21 protein-coding genes and 1 pseudogene are annotated in these 26,911 nt (G+C 64.1%); 2 read left to right on the forward strand and 20 right to left on the reverse strand.

Annotated features, from left to right (window positions below; translation table 11 throughout):
- Positions 1 to 66: 66 nt before the first annotated feature.
- From bamA to AC0QUY_RS00595, 10 genes are all read right to left on the reverse strand, one after another.
- On the reverse strand, positions 67 to 2,625 hold the full coding sequence (bamA, locus tag AC0QUY_RS00550; protein WP_475385348.1) for an outer membrane protein assembly factor BamA: 2,559 nt from the start codon (positions 2,623 to 2,625) through the stop codon (positions 67 to 69).
- A gap of 171 nt (positions 2,626 to 2,796) precedes the next feature.
- Positions 2,797 to 3,972, reverse strand: coding sequence for an RIP metalloprotease RseP (gene rseP / locus AC0QUY_RS00555; RefSeq protein ID WP_475385349.1), 1,176 nt, complete (start codon positions 3,970 to 3,972; stop codon positions 2,797 to 2,799).
- A gap of 43 nt (positions 3,973 to 4,015) precedes the next feature.
- Positions 4,016 to 5,239 carry a 1-deoxy-D-xylulose-5-phosphate reductoisomerase gene (gene dxr / locus AC0QUY_RS00560; protein ID WP_475385350.1) on the reverse strand — a complete coding sequence of 408 codons (1,224 nt, stop codon included), beginning with the start codon at positions 5,237 to 5,239 and terminating at the stop codon, positions 4,016 to 4,018.
- 4 nt (positions 5,240 to 5,243) lie between these two features.
- A complete protein-coding gene (locus AC0QUY_RS00565) occupies positions 5,244 to 6,092 on the reverse strand; it encodes a phosphatidate cytidylyltransferase (protein ID WP_475385351.1) in 849 nt (282 codons plus the stop codon).
- Entirely contained in the window at positions 6,089 to 6,844 is a 756-nt protein-coding gene (locus AC0QUY_RS00570) for an isoprenyl transferase (RefSeq protein ID WP_161854868.1), read from the reverse strand. The genes AC0QUY_RS00565 and AC0QUY_RS00570 overlap by 4 nt, the downstream gene beginning before the upstream one ends.
- 42 nt (positions 6,845 to 6,886) lie before the next feature.
- On the reverse strand, positions 6,887 to 7,450 hold the full coding sequence (frr, locus tag AC0QUY_RS00575; RefSeq protein WP_161854869.1) for a ribosome recycling factor: 564 nt from the start codon (positions 7,448 to 7,450) through the stop codon (positions 6,887 to 6,889).
- A gap of 69 nt (positions 7,451 to 7,519) precedes the next feature.
- Positions 7,520 to 8,236 (reverse strand): UMP kinase, encoded by a 717-nt coding sequence (pyrH, locus tag AC0QUY_RS00580; protein WP_475385352.1) that lies wholly within the window; start codon positions 8,234 to 8,236, stop codon positions 7,520 to 7,522.
- Between the two features lie 71 nt (positions 8,237 to 8,307).
- Complete coding sequence (gene tsf, locus AC0QUY_RS00585; protein WP_475385353.1) at positions 8,308 to 9,231, reverse strand: translation elongation factor Ts; 924 nt, start codon at positions 9,229 to 9,231, stop codon at positions 8,308 to 8,310.
- 132 nt (positions 9,232 to 9,363) lie between these two features.
- On the reverse strand, positions 9,364 to 10,362 hold the full coding sequence (locus AC0QUY_RS00590; RefSeq protein WP_161854872.1) for a 30S ribosomal protein S2: 999 nt from the start codon (positions 10,360 to 10,362) through the stop codon (positions 9,364 to 9,366).
- Between the two features lie 225 nt (positions 10,363 to 10,587).
- The gene (locus tag AC0QUY_RS00595; RefSeq protein WP_475385354.1) at positions 10,588 to 13,035 is read right to left on the reverse strand and encodes a caspase family protein; all 2,448 of its coding nucleotides are present in this window, start codon (positions 13,033 to 13,035) and stop codon (positions 10,588 to 10,590) included.
- A gap of 262 nt (positions 13,036 to 13,297) precedes the next feature.
- Between AC0QUY_RS00595 and AC0QUY_RS00600 the strand changes: the two genes are divergently transcribed.
- Entirely contained in the window at positions 13,298 to 13,765 is a 468-nt protein-coding gene (locus tag AC0QUY_RS00600) for an aminoacyl-tRNA deacylase (protein WP_475385355.1), read from the forward strand.
- Positions 13,766 to 13,847: 82 nt separating this feature from the next.
- Here AC0QUY_RS00600 and AC0QUY_RS00605 read toward each other — a convergent pair whose 3' ends face one another.
- From AC0QUY_RS00605 to AC0QUY_RS00650, 10 genes and pseudogenes are all read right to left on the reverse strand, one after another.
- Entirely contained in the window at positions 13,848 to 14,267 is a 420-nt protein-coding gene (locus AC0QUY_RS00605; RefSeq protein WP_161854874.1) for a CBS domain-containing protein, read from the reverse strand.
- A gap of 193 nt (positions 14,268 to 14,460) precedes the next feature.
- Positions 14,461 to 15,978 (reverse strand): aldehyde dehydrogenase, encoded by a 1,518-nt coding sequence (adh, locus tag AC0QUY_RS00610; protein WP_475385356.1) that lies wholly within the window; start codon positions 15,976 to 15,978, stop codon positions 14,461 to 14,463.
- Between the two features lie 136 nt (positions 15,979 to 16,114).
- Positions 16,115 to 17,080 carry a helix-turn-helix domain-containing protein gene (locus tag AC0QUY_RS00615; protein ID WP_475385357.1) on the reverse strand — a complete coding sequence of 322 codons (966 nt, stop codon included), beginning with the start codon at positions 17,078 to 17,080 and terminating at the stop codon, positions 16,115 to 16,117.
- Between the two features lie 285 nt (positions 17,081 to 17,365).
- The gene (locus AC0QUY_RS00620) at positions 17,366 to 18,343 is read right to left on the reverse strand and encodes an FHA domain-containing protein (RefSeq protein ID WP_475385358.1); all 978 of its coding nucleotides are present in this window, start codon (positions 18,341 to 18,343) and stop codon (positions 17,366 to 17,368) included.
- Entirely contained in the window at positions 18,340 to 19,683 is a 1,344-nt protein-coding gene (locus AC0QUY_RS00625) for a S1C family serine protease (RefSeq protein WP_475385359.1), read from the reverse strand. Before AC0QUY_RS00625 ends, AC0QUY_RS00620 begins: the two co-directional genes overlap by 4 nt.
- A gap of 32 nt (positions 19,684 to 19,715) precedes the next feature.
- Positions 19,716 to 20,189: a DUF2846 domain-containing protein gene (locus tag AC0QUY_RS00630; RefSeq protein WP_246738243.1), complete on the reverse strand. Its 474-nt coding sequence runs from the start codon at positions 20,187 to 20,189 to the stop codon at positions 19,716 to 19,718.
- Between the two features lie 150 nt (positions 20,190 to 20,339).
- Positions 20,340 to 20,579, reverse strand: a pseudogene (locus tag AC0QUY_RS00635) (hypothetical protein); the annotation flags it as partial.
- A gap of 40 nt (positions 20,580 to 20,619) precedes the next feature.
- Positions 20,620 to 21,354, reverse strand: a complete 735-nt coding sequence (locus AC0QUY_RS00640; protein WP_475385360.1) for a carbonic anhydrase — start codon at positions 21,352 to 21,354, stop codon at positions 20,620 to 20,622.
- A 202-nt stretch (positions 21,355 to 21,556) separates the two neighbouring features.
- Entirely contained in the window at positions 21,557 to 25,066 is a 3,510-nt protein-coding gene (gene dnaE / locus AC0QUY_RS00645) for a DNA polymerase III subunit alpha (protein WP_475385361.1), read from the reverse strand.
- A gap of 468 nt (positions 25,067 to 25,534) precedes the next feature.
- Positions 25,535 to 26,272: an outer membrane protein gene (locus AC0QUY_RS00650; RefSeq protein WP_475385362.1), complete on the reverse strand. Its 738-nt coding sequence runs from the start codon at positions 26,270 to 26,272 to the stop codon at positions 25,535 to 25,537.
- A gap of 324 nt (positions 26,273 to 26,596) precedes the next feature.
- Between AC0QUY_RS00650 and AC0QUY_RS00655 the strand changes: the two genes are divergently transcribed.
- On the forward strand, positions 26,597 to 26,887 hold the full coding sequence (locus AC0QUY_RS00655) for a DUF3551 domain-containing protein (protein ID WP_161854880.1): 291 nt from the start codon (positions 26,597 to 26,599) through the stop codon (positions 26,885 to 26,887).
- Positions 26,888 to 26,911 lie beyond the last annotated feature (24 nt).

The raw sequence follows: 26,911 nt of genomic DNA on the forward strand, positions 1-26,911 counted from the left end.
GACCCCTCCTCTTATTCCGTGGTGCTCTCGTCTCCCGGACCTTACGTCCGGTCGCTTCAAGCCACCTTAGAACGATGTGCCACCGCCAAACTTGAATTGCTGCACGCGGTCAAACTGACCCTTCGTAAGCGGAACTGCATAGTCGAAGCGCAGCGGACCGAACGGCGAAGCCCAGATGATGCCGACACCCACCGAGGTGCGCACCAAGTTGCCGTCGTCATACTGCAATCCCAAACAGGTTCCGGCGTTGGCATTCGGGGATTGCGTCGGCGGGACGCAGCCAGGCACGTTGACCTCACCCGTTGCCGCCCACGAAGTCGGGCCCTTGTAGTCCCAAAGTCCGCCGGCGTCGGCATAGACCGAGCCCTTGAGCCCGACTTCCTTCGGCAGGAACCAGAACGGCATCTGCAATTCGAACGAAGCGCCCCAATACTTGGTGCCGCCGAGCGCGTCACGCGTACCGAACGGGTTGAGATCGCGCGGACCGATGCCGTTCGGCGCAAAACCGCGAACCAGATTCGGACCCATCTGGAAGTGATCGAGCATGCGCAGCTCGCTGCCGCCGAACTGGTTCAGCATGCCGCCCTGGAGGTGGATCAGGCCGACGATATCGGCGACCAGCGGGGTGTAGTACTTCGCGTCGATCGCGGACTTGATGTACTTCACGTCGCCGCCGAGGCCGGCGAAGTCCTGTTTCCAGTCAATCAGCAAGCCGTCGGTCGGATTCTTGTTATTGTCCAGCGTGTTGTAGTTCAGCGAATAGCCGACCGACGACGTCAGCGCCTTGCCGCTCTGCAACTCCCGGCGAATGGGCAGCGAAGCTTCGCCATCGCTGTAGCACCACAGGCCGGCACCGGAAGTGTCCGTGGCGGTTTGGCCTCCCGACGTGATCGATCCGCCGTTAGGCGCGCCCACCAGATTCGCAAAGGCCGGCGATGGGTTGAACGCGAGCAACGAGTTCGACGAGTTGTTGTTGCAGTTCGCGAGCGTGCTCGGCAGCTGGATTTCCTGCTGGTAGATCGAGTAGCGCAACTGCAGCGCGAGGTCTTCACGCAGGGTGAAGCCGAGCCGCGGGCTGAAGCCAAGCGTCTTGGTGCCGTAGGCGATGTAGCTGTTGGCCAATTGCTCGCGATAGAACAGGTCGAGGCCGAGTGCGACGCGATAGTCAAACAGATAGGGGTCGACGAACGACAGCGAACCGCCGCGCGCGTACTGGCCATAGGTCACGGCTGCCTTCGCATACAGGCCCCGGCCGAGGAAGTTGCGCTCGGAGATGCTGACTTCGGCCAGCGCACCGTCCGTGGTCGAGTAACCGCCCGACACCGAGAAGTCGCCGGTCGACTTCTCTTCGAGGTCGACGACCAGGATCACGCGGTCGGTCGACGAGCCGGGCTCGGTCAGGATCTTCACGGCCTTGAAGAAGTCGAGGTTCTTCAGCCGGCGCTCGGCACGGTCGACCAGCGCGCGGTTGTAGGCGTCGCCTTCGGACAGATCAAACTCGCGACGGATCACGTAATCGCGGGTGCGGGTGTTGCCGCGGATATTGATGCGCTCGATATAGGTTCGAGGGCCTTCATCGACGGCGAACACGATCGAAACGGTGTGCTGCTCGAAATTGCGATCGCCGCGCGGGCGCACCACGGCGAACGCGTAGCCGCGCCGTGAGGCCTCGATCTGCATTTCCTCCACGGATTTCTCGAGTGCCTCGGCATTGTAGACCGAGCCGACGGCGACGCGCGAGAAGCTGCGCATCGAGGCCGCATCGAGGGTTGGAATAGAGGTCTGGAAATCGACGGAGGCAACGCGATATTGCTGCCCTTCCTCGATCTTGAAGGTGACGAGGAAGCCCTTCTTGTCGGGATCATACTCGGTCAGCGCCGCAATCACCTGCACGTCAGCGTAACCGTTCTTGAGATAGAAGCGGCGAATCAGGTCGCGGTCGGCCTCGACCCGATCCGGATCGTAGACGTCGGCGCCGCCGAGGAAGCTCAGCAGGTTCGATTCGCGGGTCTTGATGACGTCCTTCAGGCGATAGGACGAATAGGCGACGTTGCCGACGAACTCGATCGACCTGACGCCGGTTTTGGTGCCCTCGGTGATCGTAAAGATCAGGTCGACGCGGTTGTTCGGCTGCTCGATGATTTCAGGGGTCACGCGCACGTCGTAGCGGCCGGAGCGCCGGTAGATTTCAGCGATTCGCTGGGCATCCGACTGAACCATCGGGCGCGAGAATGTGCCGCGCGGCTTGGACTGGATTTCGGCCGAGAGCTGCTCGTCCTTGACCTTCTTGTTGCCTTCGAAGGCGATGCGCCCGATCACGGCATTTTCGACCACGGTCACGACCAGTCGGCCGCCGACTTGGCTGATTCGCACGTCCTGGAACAGGCCGGTTTCGATCAGCGCCTTCAGACCATCGTCGATCTGGGCCTGCCCGAGGCGGCCGCCAGGTCCTGGCTTGAAATAGGAACGGATGGTCTCGACTTCGACACGCCGGTTCCCCTCAACGGCGATCGACGCCACTGTCTGGGCCGCAGCCGGCACAGACACCAGCGCGCCCCCCATCGGCGCGGCCAACATGATCAGAGTGCCCAGCAGAGCCCCCCGCACTCGCATTCCCAACATCATGCGCAACGCGCCCTCGTCATTGCATGCCGGCCCGTACCCCTACGAACCGGCAGATTCCCAAGTTGCATTGCTTGTAGCTAATTTCGACAGGGGGGCAAACCAGACTTCACGCGGCAATTCCAATTTCATTCCAAGGCGTTGCCAATGGGCAACGTCACAAAAAAGCCGCTACTACGATCTTCCGAACAGCCCCTTCAGCCACGGCACCTGATGGAAATCGTTATAGAAAGCGAACACCATCAGCATCAGCACCAGAACAAGCCCCACGCGGAACCCGTATTCCTGCGATTTTTCCGACAATGGGCGTCCCCGCAGCACCTCGGCCGTGTAGAACATAAGGTGGCCGCCATCCAGCAAGGGAACCGGGAACAGGTTCAGCAGCCCGATCGAAATCGACAGCACCGCCGCCAGATGCAGCAAGGGAATCAGCCCCAGCGTGGCCACCTGCCCTGAAATCTGCGCGATCCGAATCGGCCCGCCGATCTGGTCCGCGCTGGCCCGGCCGGTGAAGATGTTGCCGATATAGGACAGCGTCTGCTCGATAACGAACCAGGTTTCCTTGATTCCGAGCCAGAGCGCGGTCGCCGGGTCGACCTTCTCGGTCGTCACTTCGCCCGGCGAAGTTGCGCGGGTGATGCCGAGAATCCCGAGCCGCTGCGTGTTCCCGAACGGATCCTTCACTTCACGCAGTTCCGGCGTGCCCTTCAATTGCAGCGTGGAATCGCCGCGCTTGACGGTGAAGGTCAGGGTGTCGCCAGCACGCACGCTGACTAGCCGCTGCATGTCGGAAAAGCTGCCGACCTTCTTGCCGTCGATGGCGGTGACGATGTCGCCGACCTGGAAGCCCGCCCGCTCGGCGGCGCTCGCGGCTTCGATCTTGTCGACGCGCGCCGTCGTGCTCGGCTTGCCGAAGAAGGTGAACAGGCAGGTGAAGATGACGATCGCGAGAATGAAATTCGCGATCGGACCGGCGGCCACGATGGCGGCGCGGGCGCCGACTTTCTTGTGATGGAAGCTGCCAGCCCGCTCTTCGTCGCTCATGCGGGCAAGCGTTTCGGCCGAAGCCGGCGTCGAGGCTTCCGATTCGTCGCCGAAGAACTTCACATAGCCGCCGAGCGGGATCGCGGAGATCTTCCAGCGGGTACCATGGCGGTCATTGAAACCGGCGAGTTCCGGCCCGAAACCGAGAGAGAAGGTCAACACCTTCACGCCGGCCCAGCGGGCGACGAGGAAGTGGCCGAGTTCGTGGAAGAACACGACGATGGTCAGCACAAACAAAAAGGGAATGATGTAGCCGATGAGCCCGTGGCCCAACGTATTGAAACTGTTTAGAAAAAACTCAATCATCAGGTTCCCCTCGACAAGAGCCAAAGGCTCCGTCCCCAACCCTCTAGGATGCCTTTAAGGCAATTTGAGGCAATAGGGAGGCGGCTCTGTTTCGCGCGTTTTGGTCAACGGAGATCGCGTCGTCAGCCGAGCTCAGAGGCGCAAGGTTCCCGGTGCGAATCCAGTCATTAATGGTGGCCTCGACGAGGCGCGCGATCGATCCGAACTTGATCTTTCCGGCAATGAACGCCGCCACCGCCACCTCATTGGCGGCATTGAACACCGTGGTCGCGCCACGCCCCGTACGTAACGCCTCGTAGGCCAGCCGCAAGCCCGGAAACCGCTCAAAATCCGGCGCCTCGAAGGTGAGCTGACCGATTTTCGCGAGATCGAGCCTCGCCGACGGGCCAACGATTCGCTCGGGCCATCCAAGGCAATGCGCAATCGGGATGCGCATGTCGGGTGCGCCGAGCTGTGCGACCACAGAGCGATCGGAGAATTCGACCATGCCATGGATGATCGACTGCGGGTGCACGAGAACGTCGATCTCGTCGGCGGAGAGCGCGAAGAGATAGGAAGCTTCGATGACTTCGAGGCCCTTGTTCATCATCGAGGCCGAATCGATCGTGATCTTCTGGCCCATGCTCCAGTTCGGATGCTTCAACGCCTGCTCCAGCGTCGCCTGCTCGATGTCGGCCGGCGCCCAGGTGCGGAATGGGCCGCCGGATGCGGTGATGATCACGCGCACCAACTCTTCGCGATTGCCGGAAGAGAGCGCCTGAAACAGCGCGTTGTGCTCGGAATCCGCCGGCAGAATGCATGCGCCGGCTTTTGCCGCGCGCTGCATGAAGAAGTCGCCGGCACAGACCAGGCATTCCTTGTTCGCCAATGCGACGGCAGCGCCGCGATCGACCGCGGCGAGCGCTGGCTTCAGCCCGGCCGCACCGCTCACCGCCGCCATCACCCAGTCGGCGGGACGCGCCGCGGCCTCGATGATCGCGCTTTCGCCGGCACCGCATTCGATGTTCGTGCCTGCCAGTGCGTCCTTCAGTTCGCCAAGACGCGCGGGATCGGCGATTGCAGCGAATCGTGCGCCGAATTCCTTTGCAAGTTTAGCCAGCGCTTCGACATTGGAATTCGCGGTCAGCGCTTCGACCTGGTAGCGGTCGCGCGCGCCACGCAGCAAATCCATGGTGCTGTCGCCGATCGAACCGGTGGCGCCTAGCACCGTGACCGTACGCACGGCGGCCAACGCGGCCTTGTTGTTACGCAATGGAACTGCGCTCATCCTGTCACCAAACCATAAGACCGCGGCCGACGCCATCGGCGCCGCCCCGCAGAAGGCCGAAAAGTGCCGCCACGACGACGGCTGCGACAAATCCATCCAGGCGATCCATTAGTCCGCCGTGGCCGGGAATAATGTGACTTGAGTCCTTTACGCCAAAACGCCGCTTCACGGCGGATTCGAAGAGATCGCCGAGCTGCGAAACCACCGAGAGGACCCCCGCAAGCATCAATAGCGGCCCCATTCTGCCCAGATCGAACACCGCAAACCCGATTGCCACGGCGAGGCTAGCGGCAAAACCGCCGATGGCGCCCGCCCAGGTCTTTTTTGGGCTGACGCGCGGCCAGAGTTTCGGTCCGCCGATGCCGCGGCCCGCAAAATAGCCGCCGCTGTCGGTGACCCACACGATCAGCAGCACGAACATCAAGGCGGCAAAGCCCTTCACGGAATCGAGACGCACCAGCACCGAGGCAATTTCGGCCGCCGCCGCGTACAAAAAGCCCGCCGCCGCCCAGTTTCGCCGTTCCGGGGCGATCGCCACGACCGCGACGAAACCAACCGCCAACACAATCAGCGCGGCATCGAGCCGGCCAAACGCAAAGCAAAGTCCGGCAATCGCAAGCGCCGCCACGCCGGGCACGATCACACGCATCGCGCCGGCGAGACCAACGATTGCCAGCCATTCCACAAACAGGCCGATCGCCGCCAGCGTCACCAGCGCGGCCCACAGAAAACCGCCCGCATAGGCGATAGCGACCGCAAGCGGGATCAGTACCGCGGCGGCGGCGATGCGCATCACGAGATTGCGCGAATCGGGTGCGCTTGCTGCCGCCGGTGCGGCCTCGGGCTCGGTCACGATCCGGTTTTCGCGGCCAGACCGCCGAAACGGCGTTCCCGTCTGGCATATTCGGCAATGGCGCTTTCGAGCGCGGCCTTGTCGAAATCCGGCCAGTGGATCGGCACGAACACGAGTTCGCTGTAAGCCGCCTGCCACATCAGGAAGTTCGACAGCCGCTGCTCGCCGCTGGTGCGAATGATCAGGTCGGGATCGGGAATGTCGGGCGCATCGAGATATTGCCCGAGTGCATCGGCATCGATCGATGCCGGATCGCGTTTGCCCTCGGCCACTTCGCGCGCCAAGCGTTGCGCGGCGCCGGCGATTTCCTGGCGCGATCCGTAATTGAACGCGACCACGAGATTGAGCTTGGTGTTGGTCTTGGTCAGTTCCTCGGCCTCGTTCAGCAGCGTGCAGATGTCGGGCTCCAGCCCTTCCCGCTCGCCGATCACGCGGACGCGCACGCCGTCGCTATGCAGCGTCGCCAGATCGTTGCGGATGAAGCGGCGCAGCAGGCCGAACAGGTCGCCGATTTCGGTCGCCGGCCGCGACCAGTTTTCGGAACTGAACGAAAAGATCGTCAGATAGAGCACGCCGAGTTCATGGGCGGCGCGAACCACGCGACGCAGCGCGTCGACGCCGCGGCGGTGGCCTTCGGCGCGCGGCAAGCCGCGCGCTGCCGCCCAGCGCCCATTTCCGTCCATGATGATCGCCACATGCAACGGGACGGATCGGTCAGATCCTTCCGTGGCGGGGGCGGCGGCGTTCGGCATCATCAATATTCCAGGACCAGTCTCAACTCTTCAACGTTGCTCTCAAACGGTGAGGATTTCCTTTTCCTTCGCCGCCAGCAACTGATCGATTTCCGCAATCATTCCGTCGGTCGCCTTCTGCACATCGTTGGCGAGCCGCTCCTGATCGTCCTCGGAAATCTCGTGATTCTTCTCGAGCTTCTTGACGATATCGAGCCCGTCGCGGCGGACATGGCGAACCGCAACCTTGGCAGCTTCGGCGTATTTATGCGCGACCTTCACCAGTTCCTTGCGCCGTTCCTCATTGAGCTCGGGAATCCGCAGGCGCAGCACCTGCCCTTCGGTCGCCGGCGACAGGCCAAGATTGGAATCGACGATGGCCTTTTCGACGGCTTTCACCATCGACTTGTCCCATACCTGCACAGAGAGCAGGCGCGGCTCGGGCACACTGACGGTCGCGAGCTGGTTGAGCGGCATGTGCGTGCCATAGGCATCGACCTGCACCGGCTCCAGCATGGACGCCGCCGCGCGGCCGGTCCGCAAGCCGCCCAGCTCGTGCTTGAGCGAGTTGGTGGCGCCTTGCATGCGGCGCTTCAATTCGTTGATGTCAAAACCGGGCGTGGGCATAACACTCTCCCCTCCTTAGAAACCAGCCGCCGGCATCAAAAGCTGGCGGTTCGAAGCAGCACCAGCCTGTCAGCCGGCAACCACCGTGCCGTGGCCGGTCCCGCGCAGGATCGCGCCGATCGAACCCGGCTCGGCGATCGAGAATACGATGATAGGCAGTGACGTCTCGCGGGCAAGCGCGAATGCGGTCGCATCCATCACCTTGTAGTCGCCGGCAATCGCCTGCGAATGCGTCAAACGGTCAAAACGCTTGGCCGACGGGTCTTTTTTGGGATCGGCGCTGTAAACGCCGTCGACGTTGGTAGCTTTGAGCACCGCCTGCGCCCCGATCTCGGCCGCCCGCAGCACCGCCGTGGTGTCGGTGGTGAAGAACGGATTGCCGGTTCCTCCGCCGAGCAGCACGATTCGTCCCTCCGCGAGGTATTTGTGCGCTGCACTACGGGTGAACACCTCGGAAATCTCGGGCATCACGAACGCCGAAAGCGTCCGCGCCGGCGCACCCTTGCGCTCGATCGCGGCTTCCAGCGCCAGGCAGTTCATCATGGTGGCGAGCATACCCATGGTGTCGCCGGTCGGACGCGACACACCGCGCGAGGACACTTCCACGCCGCGAACGATGTTGCCGCCGCCGATCACGACGGCCACCTCGACGCCGAGCTTCTTGGCCGCGATCAGGTCGTCGGCGATGCGATCAACGGTGGGCTGGTCGATGCCGAAGGACTGGCTGCCTGCGAGATACTCGCCCGAGAGCTTGATCACGACGCGACGATAGACCGGCTCAGCCATTGCTTATCGCTTTCCTCTCCCGCGCAGGCGACTTCCGGCGCGGCCGCGCCGGAAGACTAGTACCGCAGCGGTTACTTCTTGCCGCTGGCCGCCGCGACTTCGGCTGCGAAATCGGATTCCTGCTTTTCGATTCCCTCGCCGAGAGCATAGCGCACAAATCCGGCAATCTTCACCGGCGCGCCGACCTTGCCTTCAGATTCCTTGACCGCCTGCGCCACCGACTTGCCGGTGTCGTGGATGAACGCCTGCTCCAGCAGGCAGACTTCCTTGTAGTAGGTCTTCAGGCCGGACTCGACGATCTTCTCGATCACGTTGTCGGGCTTGCCCTGCTGGCGGTACTTGTCGGCCAGCACGTCCTTTTCGCGCTTCACGATCTCGGGGTCGAGGCCGGACGGATCCAGCGCCTGCGGATTGGTCGCGGCGACGTGCATCGCGAGCTGGCGGCCGAGAGCTGCGAGTTCATCGGTCTTGCCGGTGGACTCCAGCGCGACCAGCACGCCCATCTTGCCGGCGCCATCGATCACGGCGCCATGGACGTAGCTTGAGACCACGCCCTTGCCGACCTCGAGCGAGGCCGCACGGCGCAGCGACATGTTCTCGCCGATGGTGGCGATCGCGTCCGAAATCGCGGTCTCGACGGTGACGTCGCCAACCTTCGCGGCCTTGATCTTCTCGACGTCGGCGCCGTTGTGGAGCGCGACCTGGGCGATCATCTTGACGAGGCCCTGGAACTGCTCGTTGCGAGCCACGAAGTCGGTCTCCGAATTGACCTCGACCACGACGCCCTTGGGGCCCGAGGTCACGGCGCCGATCAGGCCTTCGGCCGCGACACGGCCAGCCTTTTTCGCAGCCTTCGACAGGCCCTTCTTGCGCAGCCAATCCTGCGCCGCCTGCATGTCGCCGGAGGTTTCGGTGAGGGCTGCCTTGCAGTCCATCATGCCTGCGCCGGTCGACTCGCGCAGTTCCTTGACCATCGCCGCCGTGATCGTTGCCATCGTCGAATATCCTTCTTGCCTGCTAGCCGCGGGCGCGGCGCGCTTTGCGCCGTGCCGTCGTCAGCTACAGGGAATGCCGTAATCTGGGGAGCAGAACCGGCGGCCGGAAGACCCGGCCACGCGGCGTAACAATTATTCCGCTTCCGCGGTCAGCGTCTTGGCCTGGGCAACCCAGGCATCGGCGCGGCTCGGAAGACCAACCTCTTCACCAATCTTGTGCGCGGTGTCGTGATCGAGCTCGGCGAGCTGCCAGTAATGGAAGATGCCGAGGTCGTTGAGCTTCTTCTCGATGGTACCAGACACGCCGGTGAGCTTCTTGAGGTTGTCTGCGGTGCCGCGCGGACCGGCCAGCCCCTGGAAGCCGGCCGGCTGCGGAGCCGCCGGAACTTCCTCGCGAACCGGCTGAACCGCGGCGCCGATGTCGATGCCGGAATCGCCCTGCGCGCGCGAAATGCCGTCGATGGCGGCGCGGGCCACCAGATCGCAATACAGCGAAATGGCGCGGCCGGCGTCGTCATTGCCCGGCACCACGAAGGTGATGCCCTTGGGGTCGGAGTTGGTGTCGACGATGGCGGCGACGGGAATGTTGAGCCGCTGCGCTTCCTGGATCGCGATGTCTTCCTTGTTGGTGTCGATCACGAAGATCATGTCGGGAAGCCCGCCCATGTCCTTGATGCCGCCGAGCGAGCGGTCGAGCTTGTCGCGCTCGCGCTGCAGCGTCAGCCGCTCCTTCTTGGTGTAGGAGTTGGCTTCGCCCGACGAGAGCACCTCATCGAGGTGACGCAGGCGCTTGATCGAACCCGAGATCGTCTTCCAGTTGGTCAGCGTGCCGCCGAGCCAGCGCGAGTTGACGAAATACTGCGCCGAGCGCTTGGCCGCGTCGGCCACGCCGTCCTGCGCCTGGCGCTTGGTGCCGACGAACAGGATGCGGCCGCCCTTGGCGACGGTGTCGGACACCGCCTGCAGCGCACGATGCAGCATCGGCACGGTCTGGGCGAGGTCGATGATGTGGATGTTGTTGCGGGCACCGAAGATGTAATCCGCCATCTTCGGATTCCAGCGATGCGATTGGTGACCAAAGTGCACGCCAGCTTCGAGGAGCTGACGCATAGAGAAATCGGGTAGCGCCATAGTTATAGTTCTCCGGTTGGTTCCTCCGGAAACGTGTGAGCAAACGAGCCTGATTGGCCCGGTTGCCACCGGACGGCCTTTGAGAGCCATGTTTCCGTGTGAGATGGCGCGCTATATAGCCGGATTCCAGCCAGAAGCAAGGAAATACGGCCGGATTTTCGGTCTTGTAGATCAGCGATTCAGGGCCGCCTCGGGCCAGACCCGGCGGATCTGGCCCTTTAACAATCAGCATCGGGCTCCTGGCGGGCAGCTCCTGGCCGGAGCTGGGCGGGCCGCGGGCGGCGGTGCAGCCATCCGAGGCGGCGGCGGCGGTGGCGCGGCCATACGCGGTGGTGGCGGCGATGGTGCCGCCATCCTCGGTGGAGGAGGCGGCGCAGCCATACGCGGTGGCGGGGCCGGTGGCGCGGCCATCCTGGGTGGCGGCGATGGTGCCGCCATCCTCGGTGGAGGAGGCGGCGGCGCAGCCATGCGCGGCGGCGGGGCCGATGGGGCGGCCATCCTGGGTGGAGGCGACGGGGCTGCCACCCTCGCCGGTGGAGGCGGCGCGGCCATCCTGGGCGGCGGTGCCGACGGAGCAACGCGTGCAGCGGACGGTGGCGGAGGCCGGGCCACCTGCACTGCGGACGGCGGCGGCGTTCGTCGCGATTCAGGCTGCAATTCAGGTTTTGGACTAACCGCAGCCGCAGGTCTTGAGGGCGCGGCGGCGCTTGGGGGCGGTGTGACCACCCTTGACCCTTCTCTTGGCCCTTCTCTTGGTTGCTGGCCAGCCGGCGCCGTTGCGCCGATCGCGGGTCTGGCTCCGGCAGCGGAAGGTGCCGCCGATCCCGGCGGCGGACCGCCCGGCCCAGGCCTCGCGTTCGGACTGACGGCGGCGCTCGGAGGCGCCGGTGGCGTGCCCCTGGCGCCCGGGACCGGCAGGGCGTTGGTCCTCGGCACGGGCTGCTGTGTCGACGGCAGCGCGGCTGGCGCGTTTGCCGGTTGCACTGCGTTCGGCCTTCCGGTCTGCCCCGCGGGAGTACCGGGCAGACCAGTTCTCACGGCGGGATTGATCGTGGCGCTCGGCGGCACCGGCGCCTTGCCCTGCTGGATCAGCGTCGCCCGTTGCGCCACCGCAGGCGGCAGCACCGGCGTGGCGCTCCCCTGCCCCGGCGCGGCCACCCGATCCGGGGTGCCGGGGCGCCCGACCGGCCTGCCAGCAGGTCCGGCCATACCAGGTCCGGCGATAGGCGCAGCCGGCGGCCGGTTGATCACGTTGTTGATGACGGTCCTGTTGTGAATGTTGGCATAGATGATGTTGTTCGGCGGCGGCGCCACGTAGCGCGGCGGCCTGACATAGACCGGTATCGGCACGAAGATCGGCTGCGGCAGAATGAACAGCCCGATCGGCGGCGGCGGCGGCTCCAGCACCACGAAATCATCCGGCGGCGGCGGCAGGTAATAGACCGGCGCCGGCGGCGGGGCGACGAAATCGAACTCGGGATCGCCGAAGGCCAGCACCGGACGATCGATATAGATGAGCTCGTCCGGCGGCGGCGGCGGCACATCGTAATCGATCACGTCGAATGTCGGCGGCGGCTCCAGCGGCGCGGTGAGAATGGTGAGGCGCCGGCGTGCGTCGGCCGCATGCGGCCCGCGCGGGTAGCGTTGCAGGTACGACCAATAGGCGTTCGGAGTGTCGGTGCGGTAGGTGCGGCGCCAGGTGATCGCCTCGCGCCGTGCCGCCGCGATCGCCCTCACCCGCTTGGCCAGGGGATCGCTCGCATAGGCGCCGAGAAACTCCTCATAGCCCTGCAGCGTGTCGCGCTCGACCGCCATGGCGTAGGCATCCTGCACGCCGAGTTCGCGGATCGGCTTGCTGCGGACGGCGGCGGCCTGATCCGCCGACGGCGGCGCCGGCGCGTCGGGCTCACGCTCGAAGAACGTGAAGGCCGCATCGACCTTCTGGCTGTCCCAGGGCATCTGCGCGCCCTTGCTCGCCTCGTTGACGCGGAGCCGCAGGCGATTGAAGACCTCCGGCAACGGCAGTCCGCCGGTCCGGATCATCTCGGCCAGCGACTGGGCGTAAATGCCGTACGGACCCTGCTCGGCCGGCGCCACCGTTCCGGGCGCCGCGTTGAACGCGATCAGCATGTGCGGGTCGGCCTCGACGAGGGCGAGGCCACTTGCGATCTGCCCGTCGACGAAAGGCTGCTGGCGCGCCGCATCCAGCACGACGATGCCGGCCTTCAGCGGCAGCGAGGCGAGCTGGCGGATGTAGTCGCCGGTCCGCAGCGCCTCGGTCGGAACGTCGGTATCGCGGTTGATCGCGGAATCAACCGGCACGAAATAGTTGTCGCCGGCGAGCTGCAGCCCGTAACCGGCCAGATAGACCATTGCGACCGTATCAGGCCCCGAGCTTTCGGCCTTCTGGATGAAATCGCGGAAACTCTTGCGCAGCGTGTCGCCATCGAGATCGCGGGCGCCGACCACGTCGAAGCCTGCCGCCTGCAACGTCTGCGCGATCAGGCCGGCGTCGTTGGCCGCGGTCGCCAGCGGCGATTTCGCGTAAGCGCCGTTGCCGACCACCAGCGCAATGCGCTTTTCCGGTAGCTGCGCCGCGGCGGGGCTCAAATATCCCGCCAGCGCCGTGACGAGACACATCGCGAGGATCGACAGACTTCTTACTAACCGCATGGCTTCCACCCTGTCGCCGCCCGAGCGCCGCATCGAAGGCTCGTTGAGCTGAACATTTCTTGAATAAATGCGCTCGCAGCAAGGCAATTCGCGCAAAATCCGATCGAGACGGGTCCTCCCTCGACGGTTCCAGCACCGAATTCGCATTGTCGCGGCCTGCCGGCGGGCGTATCCTTGCTGCAAATCGTGTTCGCCCGCATCGTGAGGCGACTGCGCGAGTTCCTCCCGGTGTGCGGATTGCCCATGCAATGGAGGAGCCGCCATGACCGTTTCCCCGACCCTGCAGAAGTACCTGGATCAGAGCGTCACCTACGACGTGATCCCGCATGCCCCAACCATGTCATCGAACCGTACGGCCGAGGCTTGCCACGTGCCGGGCGAGGCGCTGGCGAAAGCCGTCGTGCTGCGCCGTGACGGCGGCTACATGATGGCCGTGCTTCCGGCCTCCCATCACCTGCATCTATCGGCCCTGAAAAGTCAGCTCGGCCACAAGGTCGACCTGGCGAGCGAGGACGAGATCGAACGGCTGTTCGAGGACTGCGAGCGCGGCGCGATCCCGCCGCTCGGAGAATGCTATGGGCTGGACGTCATCATCGACGACAGCATCGACGCGCGACGGGAGATTTACCTGGAAGGCGGCGACCACGCGACGCTGATCCGCATGGATGGCGAGCAGTTCGCCCGACTGACGGCGAAGGCCTGGCGCGGCCACTTCAGCACCCACGATTGAGGCCCGCGCACTTCCTTCGGTCGTCCGCGTCGATTTCGACGCGGACGCCATCGCGCGTGAACGGCAAGGACTGCCGCCGTGTTCAGTGATGGGCCGCCACGCTCTTCACGCACCCGGCCAGCAAATCATTGGGTGCAAAGCGGCTGACATCGCCCAGGCTGATCATGCCGACCATTCGCTTGCTCTTGTTGATCACCGGCAACCTTCGGACCTGCAGCGCCTCCATGTGATGGACGGCCTTGGCAAGGTCATCGTCCTCCCGGCAGCAATGAATGCCTTCGGTCATCACGTCGCGCGCCAGGGCGCGGCTGGGGTCGAACTTGCCGTTCGCAATTCCTTTGCAGACGATGTCGCGATCGGTCACCATCCCGACCAGCTGGTCGTTCTCTCCGATCGGAATGCAGCCGATGTCATGTTCTCGCATCAGCTTGGCAATTTCGGTGATGGGCGTATCGGGATTGACCCAGTCGACGCCCTTGTGCATCGCGTCTTTGACTTTCATGGCGGACCTCCGTCACTGCGATATCAGGTGAAATTCACGTGATGCAGCACAGTTCCCCCTCGATGCGATTATACGCCGGTTCGGCCGGGGCGGAATCGCAAAGGCAATGAAAACTTCTTGAAAAGACGATCGCGACGTAGCGCGCTGGACCGAAATGGTCCGCGCGCTACGCCGTTACCGATGTCAGGACAGGTTAGAAGAAGCCGAGCTTCTTCGGGCTGTAGCTGACGAGCAGGTTCTTGGTCTGCTGGTAGTGGTCGAGCATCATCTTGTGGGTCTCGCGACCGACGCCCGATTGCTTGTAGCCGCCGAAGGCGGCATGCGCCGGATAGGCGTGGTAGCAATTGGTCCAGACCCGACCGGCCTGGATGGCGCGGCCGAAGCGGTACAGCCGGCTCGCATCGCGGCTCCAGATGCCGGCGCCGAGACCGTAGAGCGTGTCGTTGGCAATCGCGAGCGCCTCGTCGTCGTCCTTGAAGGTCGTGACCGAAACGACGGGCCCAAAGATCTCCTCCTGGAACACGCGCATCTTGTTGTTGCCCTTGAACACCGTCGGCTTGACGTAGAAGCCACCGGCAAGATCGCCCGGGAGTTCGTTGCGCGCCCCGCCCGTCAGCACCTGCGCACCCTCCCCGCGGCCGATGTCGATATAGGACAGGATCTTCTGCATCTGTTCGGAGGACGCTTGCGCGCCGATCATGGTGGCCGGATCGAGCGGATCGCCCTGCACGATCGCCTCGACGCGCTTTAAGGCTCTTTCCATGAAGCGGTCGAAAATCGATTCATGGATCAGCGCGCGGCTCGGACAGGTGCAGACCTCGCCCTGGTTGAAGGCGAACATCACGAAGCCTTCGATCGCCTTGTCGAAGAACTCGTCGTCTTCGGCGGTGACATCCTTGAAGAAGATGTTAGGCGACTTGCCGCCGAGTTCGAGCGTCACCGGAATGAGGTTCTGGCTGGCATACTGCATGATCAGCCGGCCCGTCGAGGTTTCGCCGGTGAAGGCGATCTTGGCAATGCGCGGCGAGGAGGCCAGCGGCTTGCCGGCCTCGAGGCCGAAGCCGTTGACGATATTGAGCACGCCCGGCGGCAGCAGGTCGCCGATCAGCCCCGCCCACACCATGATCGCGGCCGGGGTCTGTTCGGCCGGCTTCAGCACGACGCAGTTGCCGGCAGCCAGCGCCGGCGCCAGCTTCCAGCACGCCATCAGCAGCGGAAAATTCCACGGGATGATCTGCCCGACGACGCCGAGCGGTTCGTGGAAATGATAGGCGACGGTATCGTGGTCGATTTCGGAAAGGCCGCCCTCCTGCGCGCGGATCGCTCCGGCGAAGTAGCGGAAATGGTCGATCGCGAGCGGCACGTCGGCAGCAGTAGTCTCGCGGATCGGCTTGCCGTTGTCCCAGGTTTCGGCGAGCGCGAGCAGATCGAGGTTCTGCTCCATGCGGTCGGCGATGCGATTGAGGATCAGCGCGCGTTCGGCGACGCTGGTGCGGCCCCACGCTTCCTTGGCGCCGTGCGCCGCATCGAGCGCAGCCTCGACGTCCTTGGCGTCAGAGCGCGCAACCTCGCAGAGCAACTGCCCATTCACCGGCGAATGATTATCGAAATATCTGCCCGAGCGCGGCTCGGCCCATTTTCCGTTGATGTAGTTCCCGTAACGCCTTTCGAACGGGGCCTTCGCAGTCCGTGAGAATTCGACCTTGTTCATGGCTCTTCCTCGCTATGGCGTCGCTGGATGCGGCGCTCTGGGAAAACCATGGCGAAGGCCGGTTACGTTGTCAGTCCGTCCAAACTTGATCGCCGGCGCGCGTGTCGCAGAACTGCGACAGTGCGCGGGGCAATCGTCAGTGCGCGCGATGGAGGTCGAGGCGCCGCAGCTTTCGGTGCAGCGTCGCGCGGCTGATGCCGAGCGCCTCGGCGGCGGCCGAAACGTTGCCGTCGCTGCGCGCCAGCGCCCGTTGTACCGCCGCCCGCTCGGCCTGATCGAGGTCGCGCGCCGGGCTCGATGCACCGCCGAGCAGGTCAGCCGCCGGCAACGGTTTCTTCAGAAAGTCCCGCGTCACGCCGAGCGCCAGCCGCGCCGACCGTGTCGCACCGATGACGAGATCGTCGGCATCGACCGCAATCAGCCCGCCGCCGCCGCGATTGATGTCGGGAGCGAACAGAAAGCGCGCATCGGGAAACGCCAGGCGGAAATTCTCCGTCTCGATCCGCCGCGCGGCGTCGCTGACGGCAACCGATATGAGGTTGACGAAACCTTCGGTCAGGTCGGCGCGACAGGAGGAAACGTCGAGCGCCGCGGCCAGCCTGCCCTCGTGATCGTAGATCGGCGCCGAGGTGCAGCTCAACAGCGTGTTGCGCGCGTAAAAATGCTGGTCGCGATGAACGGTGAGCGCGCGTTGTTCGGCAAGACAGGTGCCGATGCCGTTGGTGCCCTCGCAATCCTCGCTCCAGACCGTTCCGGTCCACAATCCCCACGCCTTGAACGTCTCGTCGTCACACGCAGCGCCGCGCCGGTCGACCGGCACGCCGTTTCGGTCGGCCAGCAGCACGCAACATCCGACGCCGCCGACCGCGAGGAACAGGCGATCTAGGTTGGACTGAGCGGCGCGGACCAGCGGTTCGATCTGCTGCCGCGCCGTTTCGAATTCAGCCTGGCTCAGCCGGCGCGGCAGACTGCATTCGGCGGGATCGAGGCGATGAAAATTGGAGGACCGGCGCCAGGACGCGACCATGGCTGACGTCGCGGCCGAGCCGCGCGCGACGGTCGCCTGTACCTGATCGGCATGGTGTCTGGTGGTCTGCGCCACGCTTGATCCTCCCGTGCTGTAAATTATTCTGCCTGGAGCGGTTGACGAGTTGATGCAGATCAAACGCGCGGTCGTAACTGTCCCGTCCCCAAGCCGGCAATAGCCGATTATGCCTGACGATGCTGACAGGTTTGGCAGCATGTCCTGGTAGACTTTAGTCGGCTTGGTAACGGGGCGATCGATGGCGCGATAGCCGCGCAAAAGCTGAATGAGATCAAGCAGGCGCTGCGCGGCGTCGGGTGAGCGGGCTCGTGCTGGCCGAGGCGCCCCTTGGCGGGCCAATGTTTATCGGCCCGCCTCCCCGGCCCTCGCCTTGCCGCGATCAGCATCGAGCCTGGCTTTCAACTGGCCGACATCACGGAAGAAGGTATCCTCCTCCTTGACCGGCACCACGCGAAGCGCCGGCGGCATCAGCAAGCGGGCGTTGTTCTGCCGGCCGGATTCGGAGAAGGCTTCGGACTGCTGCAGGGTCTGCGCTGCGACCGCGGTCGCCAGCACCGTGGTCACGATCGCGCCCTTCAGCCACAGTCGCGCCGGGCCGATCTCGCGCAGATGCAGGAAGCAGATTGTCGCAAGGACCGTCCAGGCGGCGGCATACTGATAGATGATGCCCGAAGGCCAGTTGAGGGCGAACGCGAAATAGCGCGCGAATTCGTTGTAGACGGTCAGCGCCAGTATGCCGGCAAGCGCAATCAGCAGGTTGCGCAGGAAGCGCGATCGGCCGGAAAAGATGCGCGATAGCAGCGCCCACAGCCCGGTCCAAAGCAATACGGCGGCGATGATCCCCAGCAGCGGCGTCAAATAGGACGAGGCCCGCGGCTCGGAAGTCTGGGCGAGCCAAATGGTAAGCGCAGACAGCCCGAGAACAGCGCTTGCGAGCCCCACAGCCAGCGCGACCGGCAGCGCTGGCCGATCGCGTGGCGCAAGCCGCTCGGGCTCGACCGCGTGGCTCGCCTGGCGGACACGCAACAACGTCTGCCCGATCCGGATCAGTTGCCTGCCGTCTGTCGCAAAGCGCGCTTGTTTCGCACGGACGCCATCGAGGAACGTGCCGTTGGCGCTTCCCAGGTCCTCGGAGATCCATTGCCCCGCATCGTCGCGAAAGATCCGCAGATGGCTCGCGGCAACATAGGGATCATCGACGATGACGTCGTTGTCGTAACCGCGGCCGATCCGCGCTTCCGCAGAGACGATCCGGAAACGTGCGGTGACCTCGCGATGGCGCGACAGAATCTCGATCCAGATTATCGCTTCACTTGTCATCGAGTCACTTGCACCGATTCAAGGAACCGTTTGCCGAGCGCGATCGCGTCCTCATAACCGATCGCCGGCAGGTTGAGCCGCGACACCAGCGCCTCGCGACCGTCGTCCTGGCTGACGGCGACCATGACAACGTTATAGAGGCCGTCGAATTCACGGTACGCCTGCGCGCACCAGATGGCGCGGAACGGCGGGTGGCTCGACGTGACGGCGGCGGCGACAAAGTCCTCGTGGCAGCGCTCCGGCGTGTACCATTTGCGGAACGGCCCACCGCCGACCACGCGCGGCTGGCTGAGGTTTGTCAGGAGCGAGGCGAGCTGGAATTGGTTGAGATCGATCGTCTTGACATAGGAATGGTTGATCTGGATCGAGCCGGTTGTGAGATCGGAGGCGACATACAGGCCGGTGTCGCTGGTGCAGGTCGTCGAATTGATGCTCGCGCGCGGCTTGGGCGTCGCATCCGCATTGGTCTGCGCCCAGCAATTGAACCACGATGCCGAGGTCTCAGGCGCACGGTACGGCCCGAGTGTGGCGGAACGGAAACCCCGCTCGGCAAACGATCTGTAGAGCGAGGCCTGCCAGGCGGCGAGCTGGCGCCCGACCTCGCCACGCAGTTCGGAAGGCGCAGCGCTGCGGCCGCGTACGCGCTCGAGCAGCGCCTCAGCGAAACGGGCGGGGACGAGGAAGCTGACGAGCTGGCCGCCGCGCCTGGTGGCGACATTGACGCCGACGACGCGGCCGTCAGCGGTGACGGCGGGGCCGCCGCTCATGCCCGGATTGAGCGCCCCGGTGAAGTGGACGCGTTCGTTGTAACTATGTTCGACCAGGCCGTTATAGGTGCCTTCGACGATGGTGAAACCGAGGTCGAGCGGATTGCCCATCGAGTAGAGCCGCTCGCCCTTGGGCATGGCTCCGTCCATCGCCGCCTTGTTGAAGGTGAAGAACGGCGCATCGCGCTTGTCGAGTTGAACGATCGCGAGATCGTTCGGCACGTCCACCCCGATCAGGCTGAGATTGCCGTGGCTGCCGTCAGCGCCCCGGTATTCGAGCCGGTAAGTCTTCGGCTCCAGTGCGGCCTGCGAGATCACATGATAGTTCGTGACCGCAAGCCCGTCGGCGGAGACGAGGAAGCCGGAGCCGATCGATGTCTGCCGTCCGGCATCTGCAAGCAGCGTACGGATTTGCAATAACCGCGGCGGCGCGGCAGCGTAAATGCCTTCCGCGGAAGACGATGGCGGACCGGCAGCAGACGCTGCGCTTGGTGCAAATGTTGCAGCAGACAGAAGCAGGAACGACAGAAGCAGGAGGGAGGCGCGCAACGCGCAGGCAATCAAGACAATCAAATCGTTCCCCAGTCCCGCGCTTCGAATTGACGCTAATCGGCCAGTTGCAGGTCCGCGAGCATCGTTCTCGCGGTTGGCTCGTCCAGCGGAATAAATTCGCCCGGCCCGAGATTATCGCTGCCGGACGTTGCGACAGCCGCGACCGCGACGCCAGCCAATCCTCCGACCAGTGACATTCCGCTCACCGCATCATGCCTCGGGCTCGATTTGACGAGAAAGAAGTAGGTGCGGCCGGGCGCGGTGGTGAAATCGCGCCTGGTCTCGCCCGGAAACAGCGTTTCGCTTGCGACAAGCTGATGCGGACCCGCCGGGAGATCGGCATAGGCGTAGGTGCCTACCAGCACCTTACCCATTGGACTGCTATCCACCCTCACCTCACAGGCACAAAAGGCCATGGACAGCCCGTCGCGCTTTTTTTGAAGCACCACCACCCGGGACTGCCCCGGCTTCGGCGGGCCGATCTTTTGCGAGATCGCCGCATAGTCGGTACCGACCTTGGCCGTCATGCAGCCCGACAACAGTAGCGCGCACGACAGCAACGCAATTCCACGCCCCAACATAACGCCCCCCAAACCTATTCCCCTCAACGGGCATATCCGGAAACACCGTGAGGTTGCAATAGCACTTATGGCGTTATCCGCGGGCGCCGGGTAACCCTACAGCGTCTGCACGTCGACCACGCCGGGGACCGCCTTGATCGCGCCGGCGATCTGCGGCGAGACCTTGAAACGGCCCGGCAGCTTCATTTCCACCTCGGTCTGCAGGTCGAGCATCATGACCATCGACACGTCGCCATCGGCGCCGCCCGATGGCGCGGGCGCGGGCCTTGCCGGCAGGCCCTTGGCCGGACCGTTTGGCGCCGATGCATCCGGCATGTTGAGCCGCCGCGCGACCGCGCCGCGGGAGATGACGGCGCCGCGCCCTATCCGGCTGCGGTCAGCTCAACAGCTCGACCTTGCCGGTTGCAAGCCGGTAGATGCCGCCGACCACTTTGATCTTGTTCTGCTCGACGGCGGCGTTGAGGATCGGTGCGGCCGACTTCAGCTTGGCGACGTTATCAATCACGTTCTGCCGAATGGCGTTGTCGAGCGCATTTCCGCTCTGCTGGGCCGACGCCTTCACCGAGGGTGCAATCGCAGCCACCAGAGACGGAATATGTCCCGGAGGCGGCTTGTCGTCCTTCAGGGATTTGATCGTCGCGTCGACGGCACCGCAACTGTCGTGACCCAGCACGAGGATCATCGGCGTGCCAAGCACGGCGACGGCATATTCCATGCTTGCAACCGTATCGTCGTTGGCGAAATTGCCGGCCACGCGACAGACGAACAAGTCACCACGCGCGCTATCGAAGGCATATTCGGGCGCGATGCGCGAATCCGCGCAGCTCAGAACGGCTGCGTAGGGGTTCTGACCTCCGACCAATGCTTCCCTTTCATGCTTGAAGTCGTGGCGCCGCGATGTGCCGGCAACATAGCGCGCATTTCCTTCCATCAATTTCTTGAGGGCGGCGTCCGGCGGCAACACGTTCTGCGGCTTGGGAGGAGTCTTCGTATCCTTGGCGTTAGCTATGTCGGCGAGCATTAGCCCGAGTGTCGAGGCCGCGAAGAGAACTACGGAACGCCGCGAGGGCGCCGTCGAATGAAGCTGATTTGAGACGCATTTTTCGCACATTGCACCTCTCCTTGCCTTCGGCGTCCATGTCGCTGACGCCTGATCCGTGATAACGGTTATGATGGAGCGGCAAAGCTTCGGCGGAATCGGTTCTTGAGCCGCCGTAACAGATCGAGGATTCCCGCACACAATTAACGGTTGGCAGAGGCGAATTCGCTGCATGGCTCGCGAAGATGTTGCATGCGCCATGTCCAAGCGTTGGTTATAGCGTCTGCACGTCCACCACGCCAGCGACCGCCTTGATCGCGCCCGCAATCTGCGGCGAGACCTTGAAGCGCCCCGGCAGCTTCATTTCCACCTCGGTCTGCAGGTCGAGCATCATGACCACCGACACGTCGCCATCGGCGCCACCCGATGGCGCGGGCGCGGGCTTTGCCGGCAGGCCTTTGGCCGGACCGTTTGGCGCCGATGCCTCCGGCATGTTGAGCCGCCGCGCGATCGAATCCAAAGGCTTGGTGTCGCGAACGAAAATCCGCAGGCCCTTTTGAGTTTTGGCCGCGGCATCATCCAGCGGCTCGGCATGCAGCACCCGGGCGCGGACGTCCTCGCCCTGCAGTTCGGCGCCGAGTTGCAGCAATACGGCAGCGCCCGGCTCGAGCACATCGCGATATTGCGCAAGGCCTTCGGAAAACAGCACGGCCTCGAAATGCCCGGTCGGGTCCGACAGGCCCATGATGCCCATCTTGTTGCCGGTCTTGGTACGGCGCTCCATCCGCGACACCACGGTGGCCGCGACCTTGCCCGCGGTCGCGCCGGTTTTGACGGCGCGGGAAAATTCCGCCCAGGACTGCACCCGCAGCCGCTTCAACACGGTCGCGTAATCGTCGAGCGGATGGCCGGACAGGAAGAAGCCGACGGCGTCGTATTCGCGGCGGAGTTTTTCGGCCGGCAGCCACGGCTCGATCTGCGGCAGCATGATGGTCGGCGCGTCGGCGGCATTGCCGAACATGTCGTTCTGGCCGATCGTCGCCGCCTCGTGGCTGCGCTGGCAGGCGGCGAGAATGGCGTCGGCACCGGCGAAGACGCGGGCGCGGTTGGATTCGAGCGTGTCGAATGCGCCGGCCGCGGCGAGACTCTCGATGATACGCTTGTTGATCGCGCGCGGATTGACCCGCGCGGCGAAGTCCGCAAGCGAGGTGAAGGCGCCCTTCTTGCGCTCTTCCACGATCTGATCGATCGCCTGTTGCCCGACGCCCTTCAGCGCGGCCAACGCGTAGTAGATGGTGTTGTCACCGACCTCGAAGGTGGCGCCCGAACGGTTGATGTTCGGCGCCTCGACCTTGATGCCGAGCCGCTGCGCCTCGGCGCGGAATTCCGAGAGCTTGTCGGTGTTGTTGAGTTCGAGCGTCATCGACGCCGCCAAAAACTCCACCGGGTAATGCGCCTTCATGTAGGCGGTGTGGTACGACACCAGCGCGTAGGCGGCGGCGTGGCTCTTGTTGAAGCCGTAGTCGGCGAATTTTGCCAGCAGTTCGAAGATCGTATCCGCCTGCCCTTTCGGCACGCCATTCTTCACCGCGCCGGCGACAAAGATGTCGCGCTGCTTGTCCATCTCGGCGCGGATCTTCTTGCCCATTGCGCGGCGCAACAGGTCGGCGTCGCCGAGCGAATAGCCCGACATCACCTGCGCGATCTGCATCACCTGTTCCTGATAGATGATGACCCCGAAGGTCTCTTTGAGGATCGGCTCCAGGACGGGGTGCAGATATTCCGGCTCCTCGTCGCCGTGTTTGCGGGCGCAATAGGTCGGGATGTTAGCCATCGGGCCCGGGCGATAGAGCGCCACCAGCGCGATGATGTCCTCGAAACGGTCGGGCCGCATGTCGATCAGCGCGCGCCGCATGCCCTGGCTTTCCACCTGGAACACGCCGACCACATCGCCCCGCGCCAGCATCTGGTAACTCGGCGCATCGTCAATCGGCAACGTCGCCAGATCGACCTGGATGTCGCGCTGTCTGAGCAGTTTTACCGCGACGTCGAGCACGGTCAGCGTCTTCAGGCCGAGGAAGTCGAACTTCACGAGTCCCGCGGGCTCGACCCATTTCATGTTGAACTGGGTCACAGGCATGTCGGATTTGGGATCGCGATAGAGCGGCACCAGTTCGCTCAACGGGCGATCGCCGATCACGATGCCGGCCGCGTGGGTCGAGGCGTGGCGCGTCAGCCCTTCGAGGCGCTGGGCGATGTCGAAGGCGCGGGCGACCACCGGATCCTCGTCGCGGAACGCCTGCAGCTTCGGCTCGCCTTCGATCGCCTGCGCCAGCGTCACGGGTGCAGCGGGATTTTGCGGCACGAGCTTAGTGAGCTTGTCGACCTGGCCGTAGGGCATCTGCAGCACGCGGCCGACGTCGCGCAGCACGCCGCGCGCCTGCAGCGTACCGAAGGTGATGATCTGCGCCACCTGATCGCGGCCGTAGCGCTCTTGCACGTAGTCGATCACCTCGCCGCGGCGGTCCTGACAGAAGTCGATGTCAAAGTCCGGCATCGAGACGCGCTCGGGATTGAGGAAGCGCTCGAACAGCAGGCCGAAGCGGATCGGATCGAGATCGGTGATCGTCAGCGCGTAGGCGACCAGCGAACCGGCGCCGGAGCCGCGGCCGGGACCGACCGGGATGTCGTGGGCCTTGGCCCATTTGATGAAGTCGGAAACGATCAGGAAGTAGCCCGCATAGTTCATGCGGTTGATGACGTCGATCTCGAAGGCGAGACGCTTCTGATAGTCCTCTTCCGTAGTGCCGGGCGACAGGCCATGAACCTTAAGACGCCGTGCGAGCCCCTCCTCCGCCTGGCGCTTCAGCTCGGCCGCTTCCTCGGTTGCCGCATCCGAGCCCGATCCGGCACCGACGGTGAAACGCGGCAGGATCGGCTTTCGCGTCTTCGGGCGGAACGAACAGCGCTCGGCGATCTCGACGGTCGAGGCCAGCGCTTCCGGAATGTCGGCAAACAGCACCGCCATTTCGGCGCGGGTCTTGAAGCGGTGGTCCGGCGTGAGCTGTTCGCGATCGGTCTCGGCGATCAGCTTGCCGCCGGCGATGCAGAGCAGCGCGTCATGGGCCTCATAATCGTCATTGGATGCAAAATACGGCTCGTTGGTCGCGACCAGCGGCAGGCCCTTGGCGTAGGCGAGATCGATCAGGCCGCCCTCGACGCGGCGCTCCTTGTCGATGCCGTGGCGCTGCAATTCGATATAGAGGCGATCGCCGAACAAATTCGCCAACCGCTCGCAACGGCTTGCTGCGAGCGCCGTATGATCGGCCTGCAGCGCCAGCGAGATCGGCCCGTCGGGACCGCCGGTCAGCGCAATCAAATCCTCCGAATCGCCCTCCAGCCATTCGAGCTTGATATGCGGGGATTGATGGACCGGCGTTTCCAGAAACGCCCGCGAGTTCAGCCGCATCAGGCTGCGGTAGCCGCGCTCCCGCGCCGCCAGCAGCACGATTCGCGACGGGCTAGCAGCCAGCGCATTGCGCGCGTTCGGATCCTGGTCGCCGAAATCGACGGCGAGCTCGCAGCCGACGATCGGCTGGATGCCATAGCCCGCCATCTTGTCGGAGAATTCCAGCGCCCCGAACATGTTGTCGGTATCGGTCAGCGCCAGCGCCGGCTGGCGGTCGCCTTTCGCCAGTTCGCCGAGCTTGGCAATCTTGATCGAGCCTTTCAGCAGCGAATAGGCCGAATGAACGTGGAGATGAACGAATCCGGCACTGGACATGTGCTAAATGGGCTCTTGCAGCGTGGTGGGGAGCGATCGCCGGCCGCTTACGTGCGCACCGACTCGCCGCCGCAATGGTGATGCCTTGGCCTGACGGAGTCCACGCGGAACGCGCGCTCCGCGCCCGCCATCCGGCTTTTCCCCAACCCGTCCGCTACCAAGTCCGGGTCGGCTTCCGCCACCATCAAAGCTGCGGAATCACCTGCGCCCAGACCGCAATCATGCCGACGAACAGCGTAATCGACGCCAGCGCCGCCGCTTCTTCCACGAACATCCGCAACATGGTCCGACTCCTTACGATCTGAGAACATATGAGGAACATTGTTCCTTTTTTGTTCTAGGAGTCAAGGCCCGTCTCACGGCATGTTCTGCGACACCTCCGCTTGGTTAACCGGCCCCGGGCCGCCGCAATAAAAAAGCCCCGGGACAGCGCCCGGGGCTTCCATGATTCGCGAGAATTGCGAACGATCAGTACCGCGAGACGGCCGGGCCACCGAACTTGTAGTTCAGGCGGGCGGTGACGAGATCGACGTCCTGACGGATGCGGTCGGTGCCGAAGGCAAGGCCGCCCGGCGTGGTGAAGTTGTAGGTACGGTCCTGCATGAACAGGTGATTGTACTCGACGCCAACCGACCAGTTCGGGGCAAAAGCGTATTCGAGGCCGACACCGATCGTGCCGCCCCAACGGGTGTCGTCGCCGGTCACGCCAGCGAGCGCGCCGCCTACAACGTTGGTGACGCGGTAGCTGTTCGAGGTCACCGCAGCACCGCCTTTGACGTAGAGCAGGACGTTGTTGACGGCATAACCGACCTGGCCGGTGAACAGGCCGAACGCATCGACGTTCGTGTGGTTGCGGAAGGCCGGGAACTGCTGGCTCACATTGCTGCCCGAGAAATCGGCCCAGTTGCCCTGGGCTTCAAGGCCGAACACGAACGTGCCAGCCTGCCAGCGGTAGCCGACCTGGCCACCGATCGTGCCGCCGGTCGCGTCATGGGAGCCCTCTGGGCCAAACCCAACCAGATCCCAGGAGTTGCGGCTCGAACCCCAGCCGCCGTTGGCACCGATGTAGAATCCGGTCCAGTCATATACAGCAGCAACCATCGGGGGCGCCTTGGTGTAAGGACGCGCAGCGAGATCCGCAGCGAGTGCCGGCGCAGTTGCGCCGAGCGCAATCAGACTGGCCGTAACAAGCAAAACCTTCTTCATTCTTATTCCCGTTCCTTCGTTGACAGCCCCCAAGGCCGCGGCATGCTCTTAGCATCGTTCGCTCGAATTGCTGTAACCTCACGGCCACAGCACACACCAAACGGCCGCAGTGTGAACGTAAATTAATGTTGTCTTGCAGGCGTTTTTCGAAACATTGCTTCGCAATGCTCGCCGCAAATAATTCACATTCGATTTACAGCGAAGTAACGATCAATTTTTGCAGCGACGTAACGATGTGAATCGGTTGACGGGATTGCGCAGCTGCGGCTTGTCGACGAAAATGGAACAGCGCAAAACGCCGATGCGCCATGAAGGAGATTCGAAATGCGTAGAGCGATTCTGGCCGTGCTGGCCGCGAGCGGATTGGCAGTTATCGGTGCCGCTCCCGCCGAAGCCGTCGGCACAAGATATCCGTTCTGCCTTCAGGGCAACGAGTATCCGGGACTGAGCTACTGCACCTTCACGAGCTACGAGCAGTGTCAGGCGACCGCGTCGGGGCGCTTTCTCTACTGCATCGCCAATCCCTATTATATCGGCGAGAGCGAACCACCGCCCTCCGCCTACCGCCCGCTGCCCGGCCGCGCGCTGCCGCCCGCCCCCGCTTACGGCAGATAACGAGCGGCGCGGCTGTCCGCCCGC

This window comes from Bradyrhizobium sp. WYCCWR15520 (assembly GCF_056174665.1).

Bases quoted from the DNA above. Each gene is read 5' to 3' on its own strand.
- bamA (WP_475385348.1), bottom strand. From the start codon at position 2,625: ATGATGTTGGGAATGCGAGTGCGGGGGGCTCTGCTGGGCACTCTGATC.
- rseP (WP_475385349.1), bottom strand. From the start codon at position 3,972: ATGATTGAGTTTTTTCTAAACAGTTTCAATACGTTGGGCCACGGGCTC.
- dxr (WP_475385350.1), bottom strand. From the start codon at position 5,239: ATGAGCGCAGTTCCATTGCGTAACAACAAGGCCGCGTTGGCCGCCGTG.
- AC0QUY_RS00570 (WP_161854868.1), bottom strand. From the start codon at position 6,844: ATGCCGAACGCCGCCGCCCCCGCCACGGAAGGATCTGACCGATCCGTC.
- frr (WP_161854869.1), bottom strand. From the start codon at position 7,450: ATGCCCACGCCCGGTTTTGACATCAACGAATTGAAGCGCCGCATGCAA.
- pyrH (WP_475385352.1), bottom strand. From the start codon at position 8,236: ATGGCTGAGCCGGTCTATCGTCGCGTCGTGATCAAGCTCTCGGGCGAG.
- tsf (WP_475385353.1), bottom strand. From the start codon at position 9,231: ATGGCAACGATCACGGCGGCGATGGTCAAGGAACTGCGCGAGTCGACC.
- AC0QUY_RS00590 (WP_161854872.1), bottom strand. From the start codon at position 10,362: ATGGCGCTACCCGATTTCTCTATGCGTCAGCTCCTCGAAGCTGGCGTG.
- AC0QUY_RS00595 (WP_475385354.1), bottom strand. From the start codon at position 13,035: ATGCGGTTAGTAAGAAGTCTGTCGATCCTCGCGATGTGTCTCGTCACG.
- AC0QUY_RS00600 (WP_475385355.1), top strand. From the start codon at position 13,298: ATGACCGTTTCCCCGACCCTGCAGAAGTACCTGGATCAGAGCGTCACC.
- AC0QUY_RS00605 (WP_161854874.1), bottom strand. From the start codon at position 14,267: ATGAAAGTCAAAGACGCGATGCACAAGGGCGTCGACTGGGTCAATCCC.
- adh (WP_475385356.1), bottom strand. From the start codon at position 15,978: ATGAACAAGGTCGAATTCTCACGGACTGCGAAGGCCCCGTTCGAAAGG.
- AC0QUY_RS00620 (WP_475385358.1), bottom strand. From the start codon at position 18,343: ATGACAAGTGAAGCGATAATCTGGATCGAGATTCTGTCGCGCCATCGC.
- AC0QUY_RS00630 (WP_246738243.1), bottom strand. From the start codon at position 20,189: ATGACGGCCAAGGTCGGTACCGACTATGCGGCGATCTCGCAAAAGATC.
- AC0QUY_RS00640 (WP_475385360.1), bottom strand. From the start codon at position 21,354: ATGTGCGAAAAATGCGTCTCAAATCAGCTTCATTCGACGGCGCCCTCG.
- dnaE (WP_475385361.1), bottom strand. From the start codon at position 25,066: ATGTCCAGTGCCGGATTCGTTCATCTCCACGTTCATTCGGCCTATTCG.
- AC0QUY_RS00650 (WP_475385362.1), bottom strand. From the start codon at position 26,272: ATGAAGAAGGTTTTGCTTGTTACGGCCAGTCTGATTGCGCTCGGCGCA.
- AC0QUY_RS00655 (WP_161854880.1), top strand. From the start codon at position 26,597: ATGCGTAGAGCGATTCTGGCCGTGCTGGCCGCGAGCGGATTGGCAGTT.